The 14,194-nt window shown below is 40.2% G+C and carries 10 protein-coding genes and 1 pseudogene; 7 read left to right on the plus strand and 4 right to left on the minus strand.

Features of this window, described 5'->3' with window-relative positions; genetic code table 11:
• Together J3455_RS04820 and smrB are read right to left on the minus strand one after the other, a co-directional pair.
• Positions 1-921 carry an AEC family transporter gene (locus J3455_RS04820; protein WP_349561233.1) on the minus strand — a complete coding sequence of 307 codons (921 nt, stop codon included), beginning with the start codon at positions 919-921 and terminating at the stop codon, positions 1-3.
• Positions 922-945: 24 nt separating this feature from the next.
• Positions 946-1,503, minus strand: a complete 558-nt coding sequence (gene smrB / locus J3455_RS04825; protein ID WP_130052001.1) for an endonuclease SmrB — start codon at positions 1,501-1,503, stop codon at positions 946-948.
• 101 nt (positions 1,504-1,604) lie between these two features.
• On the opposite strand from smrB, the gene prmB reads away from it, so the two are divergent.
• Together prmB and aroC are read left to right on the plus strand one after the other, a co-directional pair.
• Positions 1,605-2,540, plus strand: a complete 936-nt coding sequence (prmB, locus tag J3455_RS04830) for a 50S ribosomal protein L3 N(5)-glutamine methyltransferase (protein ID WP_130052000.1) — start codon at positions 1,605-1,607, stop codon at positions 2,538-2,540.
• Positions 2,541-2,605: 65 nt separating this feature from the next.
• Entirely contained in the window at positions 2,606-3,703 is a 1,098-nt protein-coding gene (aroC, locus tag J3455_RS04835; RefSeq protein WP_130051999.1) for a chorismate synthase, read from the plus strand.
• Positions 3,704-3,771: 68 nt separating this feature from the next.
• Here the strand turns inward: aroC and J3455_RS04840 are convergent, their stop codons facing one another.
• Complete coding sequence (locus J3455_RS04840; RefSeq protein ID WP_349561236.1) at positions 3,772-5,778, minus strand: fused MFS/spermidine synthase; 2,007 nt, start codon at positions 5,776-5,778, stop codon at positions 3,772-3,774.
• 130 nt (positions 5,779-5,908) lie between these two features.
• Here J3455_RS04840 and J3455_RS04845 point away from each other — a divergent pair, with 130 nt between their 5' ends.
• On the plus strand, positions 5,909-7,912 hold the full coding sequence (locus J3455_RS04845) for a winged helix-turn-helix domain-containing protein (RefSeq protein ID WP_349561238.1): 2,004 nt from the start codon (positions 5,909-5,911) through the stop codon (positions 7,910-7,912).
• A gap of 13 nt (positions 7,913-7,925) precedes the next feature.
• Here the strand turns inward: J3455_RS04845 and J3455_RS04850 are convergent, their stop codons facing one another.
• Positions 7,926-8,765, minus strand: a complete 840-nt coding sequence (locus tag J3455_RS04850) for a LysR family transcriptional regulator (RefSeq protein WP_349561239.1) — start codon at positions 8,763-8,765, stop codon at positions 7,926-7,928.
• A 101-nt stretch (positions 8,766-8,866) separates the two neighbouring features.
• Here J3455_RS04850 and J3455_RS04855 point away from each other — a divergent pair, with 101 nt between their 5' ends.
• The 4 genes and pseudogenes from J3455_RS04855 (at position 8,867) to J3455_RS04870 (ending at position 14,185) form a co-directional block, all read left to right on the plus strand.
• On the plus strand, positions 8,867-9,517 hold the full coding sequence (locus J3455_RS04855; protein WP_167657971.1) for a glutathione S-transferase family protein: 651 nt from the start codon (positions 8,867-8,869) through the stop codon (positions 9,515-9,517).
• Positions 9,518-9,692: 175 nt separating this feature from the next.
• Entirely contained in the window at positions 9,693-10,856 is a 1,164-nt protein-coding gene (locus J3455_RS04860) for a GGDEF domain-containing protein (RefSeq protein ID WP_349561240.1), read from the plus strand.
• Positions 10,857-11,814: 958 nt separating this feature from the next.
• Positions 11,815-13,407, plus strand: a pseudogene (locus J3455_RS04865) (HD-GYP domain-containing protein); the annotation flags it as partial.
• A gap of 121 nt (positions 13,408-13,528) precedes the next feature.
• Positions 13,529-14,185, plus strand: a complete 657-nt coding sequence (locus J3455_RS04870; protein ID WP_349561243.1) for a hypothetical protein — start codon at positions 13,529-13,531, stop codon at positions 14,183-14,185.
• Positions 14,186-14,194: the final 9 nt, after the last annotated feature.

The raw sequence follows: 14,194 nt of genomic DNA on the forward strand, positions 1-14,194 counted from the left end.
CTAAAGTAAAATACTTAACCAAACACTAAAGCTTACAACACTTAATATCGTTGAGAGCACCACAGCACTTGCGAGTGTTGCTTGATGTTGCTTAATTTGATTAGCGATTAGATAGGCGTTTACACCTAAAGGAGAAGCGCTCAAAAGTACCAGCACGTTTATTAACGATTGTTCTAGATGAAAGACGTAGTTGGCAAAAAAGTAGACTCCGCACGGTAACACGGCAAGCTTGATGATGGTTGCGATGAGTGATGCTTGTAAGTTGTCTGACACCTTATAAAACGCAAGGTTTGCTCCTAATACGAATAACGCACAGGCAATGGCAGGTTTGGCAAGTAGGGTGAGGCCATTTGCTAAATCATCAAAAAGTGTAAAACCAAGTAAGTTAACAGCAAGGCCGCTACTGATACTTAACACCACAGGGTTCAGCAGCATGTTTTTAGCAAATGCTCGCCAAGAAAAAGACTGCTGCGATTTAGCACTAAGTAAAAAGGTTAGGGTAAACAAAAGTGCACTATGAAAAGTAATGATCATAAACACAATACCGACCATTTGCTCGCCAAGTGCCGCAATAATAATTGGCAAACCTACCAGCACTGTATTTGAATAACTACTGCCAAGGGCAAAAACTGCGTGATGTGATGCTGCAGATTGTTTCTTAATGAAATAGCGGTCAATAACATAGCCAAGGGCGTAAATAGCCAATACTGGAAAGTAAAAACTTAAAAAGCCCGCAACAGAAACACTACTTTGTAAATCGGCTTGTGCCATATTTAAAAATAGAAACGCTGGCACGCTAATATAAAAAGTGAACTTACTTAACCCTGCTATATGTTCTTTCGATAAAAACCTGCTACGAGAACTGATATAACCACTTAACACGATAAAAATCAGTGGAAAGATAATCGAAAAAATATGCACATTAAGCCTTATGACAAGAAGACGTTAGCGTCTGAATTCATCACTTTGTGGAAGGTTAATTAAAATAAGCACAGCACCTTTACCGCCAAATTCAAGAGGTGCTTGGTGCATAGCAATCACATCAGGGTGTTGTACTAAATATTGCGGCACCTTGTGTTTGAGTATGCGTTCACCAATGCCATGCACGACACATGCACAATAGTAATGCTGCTTTTTACACTCATGAATTAAACCAGCCAGCTCATCTTTGGCTAATTCTTTATTTAAGCCATGTAAATCAAGGGTTAAATCAGGTGGGTAATCTCCACGACGAAGTTGCTTTGCCAAATAGCTATCATGACCAGGTTTGACATAACTCACAGTTCCATGAGTATCTATGTCTGGTACATATTCATCAGAAAAGAAAAATTCTGCCTGATGTTGCTTTTTTTGCTGGGAAAATTGTTTCGCTTGTGACACTTTAGGCTTATTGGTGAATCGAATAGTGTCTTGTTTAAATGCTTTGGCACCACTGATACTCTGACGAAATAAGTCAATATCGTCAGTGCTAATGTGATTGTTGGCGTGGGGATCTTTTTTCATGGCGGCAGTCTAAACAAAAAAACGCTAAAAATCGAGTAAAAACCAACTGAAAAGACGGTACAATACGCGTCAGAACAGACTTTGAAAGTTAAGGAACATACATGAACCATTTCCAGATAGAAGACGCAATTTTAGACGAGGCAATTGCAGAACTTTCAACGTTGCATGATTGGTTACGTTGGACAACCAGTCAATTCGCCAGCAGTGGTATTTTCTTTGGGCACGGCACAGACAACGCATGGGATGAAGCAGTTAGCCTTTTATTACCTGCACTAAGCTTGCCAATCGATGCACCTAAAGAGCTAATGCATGCGCGTTTAACCAGCACCGAGAAAAGCCGTTTAGCTGAACTAATTGCAGAGCGTATTAATGATTGTACGCCAGTACCATACCTGACCAACATCGCGTGGTTTGCAGGTATGCCGTTTTATGTTGATGAGCGTGTGTTAATCCCTCGCTCACCATTTGCAGAGCTAATTAATAATCGTTTTGCTCCTTGGTTAGAAGAGCCAGAGTCGGTAACGCGCATTCTTGATTTATGCACTGGCTCAGCATGTATTGCCATTGCCCTTGCACAAGCATTTGAAGATGCACAGGTTGATGCGGTTGATATTTCTTACGAGGCGCTAGAAGTTGCTGATATTAATATTAGCGATTACATGCTGAATGACCGCGTACTGCCAATTCAGTCAGACGTGTTTAGTGGTGTTCCGGGTCAAAAGTACGATCTGATCGTAGCTAACCCACCTTATGTTGATGCTGAAGATATGGCTGATTTACCACGTGAATTCCATCACGAGCCAGAGCTTGGTTTAGCATCGGGACATGATGGTCTTGATGTGACTCGTACCATTTTAGCGGAAGCCGCAGAGCATCTAACTGATAACGGTTTGTTATTTGTCGAAGTTGGTAACTCTATGGTACATATGGAAGCGCTGTACCCGGGTGCACCATTTGAGTGGGTTGAATTCGAACAAGGTGGCCTTGGCGTGTTTGTAATCAGCAAACAGCAGCTTGTGAAGTATTTCGCAGATTAACAGCAAATTTTAAAAGCCGAGCCTGAGGGCTCGGTCTCAGTAGTCATTAGGAATGAGGAAAGTTAATGGCAGGTAATAGCATCGGACAACTATTTAAAGTGTCCACCTTTGGTGAGAGCCACGGCGTTGCATTAGGCGGCGTTGTAGATGGCACACCAGCAGGTCTTGAAATTAGCGAGGCCGATTTACAAATTGATTTAGACCGTCGCAAGCCGGGGCAAAGTCGTTATACAACACAGCGACGCGAAAGTGATGAAGTAAAAATTCTTTCTGGTGTATTCGAAGGTAAAACCACAGGTACTAGCATTGGTTTACTGATTGAAAACACCGATCAGCGTTCAAAAGATTACGGCAAAATCGCTGAAGTGTTTCGCCCAGGTCATGGCGATTATACCTATTGGCATAAATACGGTATCCGTGATTACCGAGGTGGTGGTCGCTCCTCAGCCCGTGAAACGGCTATTCGTGTAGCGGCAGGTGCAATTGCGAAAAAATACTTAAAACAGTTTCATGGTATTGAAATTCGAGCATGTTTGAGCCAGCTAGGGCCAATCAAAGCCGAAGACTATAACTGGGATGAGGTGGAAAACAATGCATTTTTCTTTCCAGACACCAGCAAGCTAGAAGCGCTTGATGAATACATGCGTGACCTAAAAAAACAAGGCGATTCGGTAGGCGCTAAAGTTAAAGTGGTTGCTAAAAATGTTCCTGTAGGTCTTGGTGAGCCAGTATTTGATCGCCTTGATGCAGAGCTTGCACACTCATTAATGAGTATTAATGCGGTAAAAGGCGTTGAGATTGGTGATGGCTTTGATGTGGTTGAGCAAAAAGGCTCTGAGCACCGTGATGAGTTAACCCCAGATGGTTTTACATCAAATCACGCAGGTGGTGTACTTGCAGGTATCTCGACAGGGCAAGATATCATTGCCTCAATCGCCCTTAAGCCAACTTCAAGCATCACCATACCGGGCAACAGCATTAATACTAGCAACGAAGCGGTAGAGATGATCACTAAAGGACGTCATGACCCATGTGTAGGTATTCGTGCCATTCCTATCGCTGAGGCGATGATGGCGATTACCTTAATGGATCACTTATTGCGTCAACGTGGCCAAAACCCACATGTTAGCCATGAACATGGACCAATCAAAGGTTCGATTTAAGCGCAGCTTTAAATAAAGTAAACGCAGTTAATAAGCGCGATAATATCATCGCGCTTTTTTTATGCCTGTTAGAATTTTAATAAGGGAAGTAGGCTGTGTTTGCTATCAGTCCACATTGCCAGCTCGTTATGTGGGTAGCGTTTAATGGGCGACAAATCACTGATAGATACACGATTTAAAAAAGCCTGATTATCAGTTAGCACCACCCAGTCTGAGCCTATGTCTGATGGGCTATGGCCTTGATAGCTAAACTTTAACATAGCCTTATCGAAGTGTTGGCTATGTGCCTGTAATACAGGCAGTAAGTCGATATGATTATTTGAAGTATGCACAATCAATACGCCATTTTCATTGAGCCTCTGCCAATAAAGTGACATTGCTTCTTGGGTTAGCAAATGCGCAGGAATTACATCACTTGAAAACGCATCAATTATTAAGACATCAAATACTTCGTTTGCATTATTTTTTAGCGCAATACGACCATCCCCTAAGCTGACTGTGAGCTTGGCTTCACTGTTTTCAAGATATGAGAAATAACGTTTTGCCATCTCGTATACAGCAGGGTTTAACTCAAAAAAGTGAATACTATCCTGTTGGTCTGCAAACCGAGCTAATACGCCTGCACCTAAACCAATCACGCCAATGTTTAGTGCGCTGTGTTGCTTTAGTATGGCAAGTGATTTAGCGACACCAGTATGCTGGTGGTAATAACTTTGCCCAAACTGTTGGCTTGGATTTAGTGGCTCTGAGCCATGAATCGTGGTGCCGTCAATTAAGCGCCTTTCTTTTATTGATTGAGTGTTTATATCTTTAACCGCTAAATAGCCATAAAAGTTGCGGCTAGTCGCAACGTTATATTGGTTAAAGTTTACCGCTAAAAAACAATAGCATGCTAACCAAGTAACTGAGCTGGTTGCGAGAGTGAATTTGAGCTGTTTTGTCTTTGTTTTAGCTTTTATTTGGTAGTAACACACAAAACTAAAAATAACCGCTAATGTAAGTAAATACTCGTCAATCTGGAAAAATAGCAATGGGGCAATGAGCGTACTGAAAAGCGAACCTAACACACCGCCAAGGGCGATATAAAAATAAAAAACGGTAAATTGCTCGTTTTCAGGGGCTTTGTTTCTCAGCTCACCATGACAGACCATACCGGCGGTTAATAGAATCAGGCTGTAAATTATAAGCTGGGCTAGGGCATTGAATAAGCTGCCAAAATAAAACATCAGCAGGCCTGCAAAAGCCGAAAATATAAACGCATATGCCCAGACATGACGCTGATAATTTGCTTTGTTGGCAAACGTATAACTAAAGGTGAGCAAGTAAATTACAAGAGGTAACGACCAAAGTAATGGCATGGGGGGAATATTAGTGCTGATCATATGCGTGGTAGATACCAACATGGCTGAGCTTAAGGCACTTAATAACAGCCATTGACCTTTACCTTTTAATAGTGTGACAGGCCTAGTCTGAATAGACTCTCTTGATAAATCGGGTGCTTTTTTTAGTAAAAAGATTACTAGAAGTGCTAATAACAAGCAGTAGCTGATAAGTCCAAATAGCCAGTAGGTAGTTTGCTGCTCTAAAGAAAATAGTAATTCATAAACGAGCGGGTAGCTCATTAACGCCAGTAAAGAACCCAAGTTTGAGATGGAATACCAATGGTAAGGCACCTGTGCTGAAGCAGTTTGCACATACCATCTTTGTAAAAGTACGCTGGTAGCGCTCAGTAGAATAAATATTGGACCAATTTCTATAAATAAATTAACAAACACCGCAAGCGCAGGCGGCCAATTTGTGAGATTTGGGGCTGCAAATTCTGTCACAACAATGAGTGTGGCAAAGGTGACTAAAACTATATGGATGACTACCTGCAACTTAATATGAAAACGACCTATGTTATGCGCATAGAAATAGCCAATAAGTAACATGACTTGATAAAACACTAAACTCGCTGACCAGATAGAGGCACCACCACCAAATTGTGGTAGCAGTTGCTTTGAAAGCATCGGTTGGATTTGAAAAATTAAAAAAGCACTGATGAAAATAGTGAGCGTTGATAAATATTTATACATTGTTTTTATTACCTATTTTGAGATAGCAAAAACAATCCAATAGCCAGAGCAAAGTGACAATGGAGTAACCCTTGAGTTTCTCTTAAGAAAACCTTAATCTTTGATTCTTAAATATTTATTGGAGAAGTAAGTGGCGCGTTATCGAATCGGCAAGTTTGCAATTGATGAGAGTCGATGTTTAATTTCATCGCAAGATTATAAGCAAATAGTCGAGCCAAAGGTCATGGATGTATTACATACCCTTTATTTAAATAAAGGTGAAGTTGTAAGCCAAGAAGTAATCTTTGCAAAAGTGTGGCCTAATGCTACCTATAACCCCAGTTCGGTACAGCGTTGTATAGCATTGCTACGAAAAGCACTCCAAGAAGATGCCAAGAACCCACAGTTTATAATTACACACCCTAAGCGCGGTTATAGCCTTGAGAAAGTAACACAGGGGCCAGGCAAAAAATTAAAAGCGCAACATGTTCTGTTGCTGTTTGTTTTACTAGTTAGCTTTATTGCTATTGCGTGGCAACTAGTGCCTAAACAACAAGATACTGCTTACTTTACTCAGTTGATGCCACTCACTTCGAGTGAACTAAATGAAGCTAATTTGTCACTTTCACACAGTGGTAAGTACCTTGCTTTTGTTCGAGGTAATAAAGGAAGTCAGCAGATTTGGATTAAAGAGCTTGCGACTGAGCGAGAGGTGAGGCTGACTGAAGATGCTGCAAGCTACTACGCTTTGGGGTGGTCGACCTCCGATAATGCGATTGCATTTGTGAAAAGTACAGAGCAGAAACAACATCTAAACACTATAAGCATTGATTTATCTAAATTTCAGCCATTAGAACAAGCGACTGTGAGTGTTTTTAATGACACCGTTTTAACCAGTCACCACATCGATTGGCATGTTGATAAGCTGCTCTATTACATAGAAAAAGATAAACTAAACAACGATACTCGACTCGTTTCACTTAACTTAGAATCTAAACAAAAGACACAGTTACTAGCTGCTACACAGCAAGATTGGTTGCTCGTTAATGCGTTATCGAAAGATGGTAGTAAAGTCGCGATGGGGATTGAGGCTGGGCAAAATAAATACCGTATTGATGTACTCGACCTTGCCAGTAAAAAAATACAAACTATTGCTATCATAGAAAACGGTATTCAAGGGTTAAGTTGGCACCCGAATAATCAAGCGCTATTAATTAGCCAACGAAATCAGCTTGTAAATCTAGATCTTGATGGTGAGCTTCAGCTAATTTCATTTAATAATTATCAAATAATTCGTGATGCCCAGTACACACCAGACGCTGAAGCCATTTTGATGGAGTTAGTGAATGTTGATGTAGATATTGTTAGCCAAACACGTGCTAACCCTGACACTCTGACCAAACTCGTAGATACCTCATCAATCGACTTTCTACCCGTGTTTTCGCCAGACTCAACGAAATTTGTTTTTGAGTCTCATCGTTTTGGATTAAAACAATTATTTTTATACGATAGTGGCAAGCAAACGCGCATTTTTGCTAACCCTGATAACCATGAGTTATTTGGCATTGTTTGGAGCCAAGACGCACGGCTGGTTTACACCGCAAGTAAAGATACACTGTTTAAAATTGATTTAAACAGTGGCACTTATGAAACAATACCTCATGGAAATCACTCTTTTTATTTGAGAGAAATGTATCACAATGAAGACGCGATTTTAGTTTCGTATCGAGCAGAGGATGGACAGACGTTTCATCCAGCAAAATTCGATTTAACAAGCTTAACGTTGACACCATTCACAGGCTCAGGGAAACGTTTAAGCTGTTATGGTATGGATTTAGATGAGCAAGATCAGATCTACTTCTCAAATAGCAATGAAGTGTTTCGAGTTAATACCCGTGGAGATATAGAAACTGTTTGGCAAGCAGCTAGCAATGACATTATTGGTATATCTGTTAGTAACCAGCAATTAGCAGTAACAATGGAGCATGCAGATACAATTAATTTCCAGCGTATCGATTTGGCAACTGCTGAAACAGAAAGTTGGCAGTTAACACAACCTAAGCAACATATGTTGATCAACAGTGCTCATGATTTAAAAGAGTTTTTATATCTTACAGAACCTTATAGAACTCGTAAGTTAGTAAAACTTCAGTAGCTTGATATGTTCTTTACGTCTTAATCAACTCCACAAGCTGCTTAAGCTGTTCATGATTGAGTGGATTGTGGGCATGATTACCGAACAACAGTACGATATCAATCATAGGCAGTACTGGTAACGAATTATCGCTGATTTCTTCCAAACCTTTTTGCATGCTTATTCGCGCCATGCTGCCGATTGCCAACCCTTGTTCAATTAAGCCATGTAATGCACCTGCTGATCCACAGCAGGCAATAATATTAAAACGACGCTCGGTTTTTAAGAGACCTTCAATACTGGCTTGGTGAAACTTACAGTCTCGTTGAAACAGGGCAATAGGAAGTGGGGTTGAATCTTCAATCTCAAAAGCGGGGCTTTTCACCCATACGCCTTGGCTTGATTGCAATAAGTAACCTTCTTCGCTGTCTGGTGAGCGAGTGGCAACAACTAAATCGAGCATACCTTGGTCTAGTTTGGCTCTAAGCTCAGAACTTGGGGCGCAGCTTATCTGTATATCTAAGGCATCAAACTGTTGGTGTAGGGCACAAACAAGCTGTGGTAGCAAAGAGTGGACATAGTCGTCAGGACAGCCGATGCGCACACGTAAATTGCCAGTACCTGCTTTTAATTGTTTAAAGGCTTCATCATGAAGGGCTATCAGTTGCTTCGCATAACTTGCTAGCTGGTGGCCTTGATGGGTTAGCACCAGCTGACGACCTTGCTTTTCAAAGAGTGAACTTGCGAGGTCCTGTTCAAGCTTTTTCATTTGCATACTTACCGCAGATTGGGTTCTAGAAATTTGCGCTGCAGCACGGGTGAAACTACCTGTATCGACGAAGGCGCAAAATGTTCTAAGGGCATCAATATCCATAATGTATCAGCTTTTCTTATAGGTACTATAAAAACAATTGGCGAGTAATTGCCCAATTGCTGTTTTATAGTGAGCCTAATCTAAACGTTAAAGGAAGTACAATGCAATTATTTATTGGCAATAAAAACTACTCAACTTGGTCATTGCGAGCGTGGTATTTACTAAGTAAATTCAATGTTTCTTTTAAAGAGCAACAATTGGTTTTAGATACGCCTGAATTTTATGAAGCATTAAAAAATAAGTTTCCCGTGCAAAAAGTGCCGGCACTTATTGATGCTGAGTTAACCGTGTGGGACTCACTCGCTATTTGTGAATACATCAATGATGCTTATCTAAATGGTGCCGCTTGGCCTAGTGAAATAGCCCAAAGAGCAAAAGCGCGCAGTCTAGCTGCCGAGATGCACTCTGGTTTTGCTGCACTTCGTAATGAAATGCCAATGAATATTCGTGCTAAAAGGCATGTTGAATTATCAGAACAAGCTAAAAAAGATATCGCTCGTATCGATGAGATATTTTCTTCTCAGCAACAAAGTTATCCTAATATGTGGTTATTTGGCGATTTCTCTATTGTTGATGCGATGTTCGCACCTGTAGTACTTCGTTTTAAAACGTATCAAGTTGAGCTATCGTGTGCTGCACAAACTTATTGCCAGCATCTACTTGCTTGCCCGGTTATCAAAATCTGGATTAGCGAAGCTCTTAAGGAAACAGATATCGTTGACTGTGATGAAGCAGGTGAGGAAATTAACTAGCCGATATTGAGAATTTCTAACTATTAATTTTATTGCCTATTATACTTTTGCGTGGGATTTTTTGGCATATTTTTATACAAAAATACTAGTTCAATTAATGAGCACACACACTATACTAGAGTAGTTGCTCTTTAATCGAACATCCCACATTTCCTTTCGTAGTAGGCATTTATTTATGGGCGCTTTTGCAGCAAAATTATTAAATCAAGATATGACAATTGAGCGCTATGCCTGTCAATTTAAGTCGCTTGAGGTAGAGCATGTCTTTTTACAAAGTAAATTCGGTCAAGATAAAAAAATAGCGCAATTTTTGTGCTGTACAATTGCATTAGTCACTGCGCTTGTAACCTTCTTCGATAAGATGATTATACAGGCTTCATTTTGGCCAGAAACCGCTTTAATCGGCCGAGCTATTATGGTCTCAGTTTGTATTCTTAGTGCTTTTGCTCTGAATTATATTAAAAGCATCCAGTCATTTCGTTTGGTGATATCTGTGTTTATGCTGTTTTTATTTTTGAACATGCAATTTATGGCTATCACTTATGAGCGTTTCTATATTTTGCATATGTTTTTTGATGTGATCATCTTGATCACATTTTATTTCTCGACCTTGGTTTCAATTAAGATATCGGTATTTTTAAGTATTTCATATAGTGCTCTTGCTATCTCTGTTATCTATTTCAGTAAAGAAATATCTAACCACTCTTTTTACATGGTGGTTTTAGCGCATGTGGCAGCAAACTTAGCAGGTATGATCATGGCTGCTCATGAACATATTATCCGTAGAGAACTTTTTGTAAGGAACACCCAGCTTGCTCAGCTTGCCCATGAGATGAAAAGCCAAGCCCTTAAAGATGCCCTTACTCAGTTACCTAACCGTCGTGCTTTTGATAATGCCTATGAAGAATATCAGCGGATGGTTAAACAGCAGCAAGGTGAGTCCAAGCAAGTATGTGTTATTTTAGCTGATATTGATTACTTCAAACGTGTTAACGATACCCATGGTCACGAGGTAGGTGATGTTGTATTGCAGCGTTTTTCTGCTTTTTTAACTGACTCATTACGTTCCTCTGATGATGTATATCGATTTGGCGGTGAAGAATTTGTTATTGTGCTACCACTATGCTCAGTGTCAGATGCAACTGTTATTATTAATACTATGATCGCAAGGATGAATAGTGAAAGGTGCGAGGTTGGTGAGTTATCTTTAGCAATACGTGCAAGTTTTGGCTTAACCGTAATGAAAGAAGAGGAGCAAAAGTCAGTTATCTCCAGAGCTGATGCTGCACTTTATCAGGCTAAAGATGCAGGACGGAATCAATTAGTTATTAAATTTTAATAGCCTAAATATAAGTACAAAATATGTACCTTATGCTCGTTTAAGTATAATCTTTATACATTCTTTTCTATTAATTTAATCTGAATTATTAGCAAGCAAGGAGTCGCGAATGCTAACACGCCAGGCGGAAGGCTATAAAATTTCAATTAGGGCAAGTGTATTGCTGGTTTTTGCCCTTGCTAGCTTACTCACCGGTATCGTGGCGATAAGTTTGCATTATTACTTTAGTGAAAAGTTATTACTGCAATCTAAATCAGAACAGTTCAAACAAACTAGTCAGCAAATAGCCGATCACATAACAAGAATCAATCAGCGTGCTGATAATACCTTAAGCGTGATGATCCACGACACTAGGCTATTATCAGAGAGCCAAAATAACAAAGAAATTTTACAGCAAGTGCTGATCGAAATTTTAACGCGTCATCCAGACTTTTATTCGCTAATTCTTGGTCATGCTAATGGTGACTTATTACAGGTTATTAATTTAAAAGGGTATGCAAAGCTTCCTCCATCAATCCAACTCGATGAAGACGATCATTGGTTAGTGTATCAAATTTCTGGGCAGGGGGGGGAGCGTAAGCAGGTAACCACGTATTTAGATGAGTCGTTGGTCATTCGTAAAAGAGACACCCAAACTACGGATTACGACCCACGGAATAGAGTTTGGTTTCTGGATGCAACGAGTGACTCTGTAACGAAAACCGAGCAGTATGTGTTTAAAGTACTTGAGGTACCAGGTTACACCTATGCAATAAAGTCAGCGCAAACAGGCGATGTATTAGCGATTGATATAGCCAGTGCAAGTTTGAATCACTTTTTAACCGACCAACAATCTAAAATGAAGCACCTTGTTGAAAGCGAAATGTATGTTTATCGGGGGAATGGTGAAATTATTGCAAGCAGTAAAAATCAAAGTCATCAGCATAGTTTTGCTGACCTATCTAAGTTAGTTAAATTGGATGAACAAAAATCAGGGCTTGCTAACAAAGAACATCAATTCGGCAAAATGTTAAATGTGCATGAAAAGGGCATAGAAAAATACATGTTTGTACTGCCGCTGCCGCTTAGTAGCGATATGCAATCAGATGAAGTTGATTATTTCACGGTGCTGGTATCTAAAGATGACGTGCTGGCGGTTATAAGAGATAAAATTCGTATTTCAATTTTAGTGACTGGTTTATTTTTAATTTTGCTGCTGCCAGTCTCTTGGTTTTTTGCCTCTTCAATCGTCAACCCGATTCTCAAATTAGTAGGTGAAAATAAAAAAATTCAGCAGCGAGATTATAATGAAGTTTCAACACTCTCTAGCCACATTTTAGAAATCCATTATTTGGCAAGTTCGATGGTGGATATGAGTCGCTCTATTGAGCAACATGAAAACTCACAAAAAGCCCTGATGGAGTCATTTGTAGAGCTTATCGCCCAAGCGATTGATGACAAATCACCATATACGGCAGGGCACTGTGAGCGGGTCCCTGAGCTGGGTATTTGGCTTGCTGATGCTGCGTCAGACTCAAAAAATGAGGCGTTTTCTGAGTTCAGCTTTAAAACGTCTGATGAACGACGAGAGTTTCGCTTAGCTGCGTGGTTGCACGACTGTGGTAAAATTACTACGCCTGAGCATATCGTTGATAAAGGCACTAAGCTTGAAACCATTTATAACCGTATTCATGAAGTACGCACCCGATTTGAAGTGCTGCTACGTGATGCAAAAATTACTTATTATGAGCAGTTATTAGCCCATCCTGAGCAGCAATCTGTGCTTAAGCAAACGCTTGACCAACGAACCAAAAAGTTACACGCAGACTTTAGCTTTATTGCTGCCTGTAATGTTGGTGGTGAGTTTATGGATGAAGCGCAGCTGTCTCGTTTACATGAGGTTGCTAGCATTAAGTGGCAGCGCCATTTTGACGCAAGTTTAGGTTTATCGCCCCTTGAAGAAATGCGTATGGCTGATTTGAAGAATCAGCATTTACCTGTCGAAGAGTCACTCCTGAGCGATAAGCTAAGTGATTTAATTCCACACGAAAAAGCCGTTGAGTACCCAGAAAGTTTGGGCATTAATATGGCGATTCCGGAGTATAAATATAACCTTGGCGAAGTGTATAACTTGTCGGTGGCGCGGGGCACGCTTACAGCGGAAGACCGGTTTAAGATCAATGAGCATGTGATCAGTACAATTCGTATGCTTGGTAGTGTGCCATTCCCGAAAGAATTAGCGAAAGTTCCGCGTTATGCATCAACCCACCACGAAACCTTAAAAGGGACTGGCTACCCACGAAAATTAACCGCGGAACAATTATCAATACCTGAACGTGTGTTAGTACTTGCTGATATCTTCGAAGCATTAACCGCGGCAGACCGCCCATATAAAAAAGCCAAACCTTTGAGTGTTGCTATTGATATTTTAGCGAAAATGGTTGATGACGATCATATTGACCGTGACGTATTTGAGCTCTTTTTAACTTCCGGCATTTACCTAAAATATGCAAAACTGTTTTTACATGAGTCGCAAATTGATTCTGTCAATTTAACAAAATATCTAAGGTAATTATTTGCTTATGCTTTAGGATAAAATTGCAGAGTTTTGTTTGTAATACAAAATTATTGGTGTATAAAAGATATACAAGCTAATATTACTAACGAACAAAGCATTGCAAGGAGATGCATAAGTGCTGGTATCTGCTTTTCAAAAACTTAAATCGAGAATTCGTTTTTCGATTCGCCTTACCGTTGTTGCCGTGTTCGTTTTAGCAACTTCACTAACAGCTCTCATTGCAATTAGTCTGCAATATTATTTCAGCGAAAAAATGGCTATAGAGGCCAGTGTCAAAAACTTTAATTTAGCCACAGGCTCAGTGGTTGATTACCTTGCAAGGGTGAATGAAAAGTCAGAAAACACGCTAAGTGTAATGGTTCAAAATAGTAGCTTGATCAGTGCCAACAGCGAAGATAAAAGTGAGCTGAGAAATGTCATGAGTGAAATCATGCAGCTCAATCCATTGTTTTATGCGTTGTATGTAGGCTATGAAAATGGTGACTTTTATGAATTAATTAATTTAGAAAGCAGTGAAATAGTGCGTCAGCAGTTGCAGGCCATTGAAGCAGACCGTTGGGTGGTGATCCACATTAGCGGTGAAGGGGCAGAGCGTGTTCAGCATACTCATTATTTTGACCAGCAATTTAATTTACGTATCTCGCAAACCAAAGGCACCAGCTATGATCCGCGAGAGCGCTTGTGGTTTAAGCAAGCAAACTCAACACGCGTGAAAAAACAAAGCCATATTTCTTTACTCACCTGCAAGCACCTGGGCAAACCTACTCAATAAAGTCAGCAA

Origin of the sequence: Pseudoalteromonas sp. NFXS39 (assembly GCF_040148775.1) — a bacterium.
Classification (GTDB): Bacteria; Pseudomonadota; Gammaproteobacteria; order Enterobacterales; family Alteromonadaceae; genus Pseudoalteromonas; species Pseudoalteromonas apostichopi.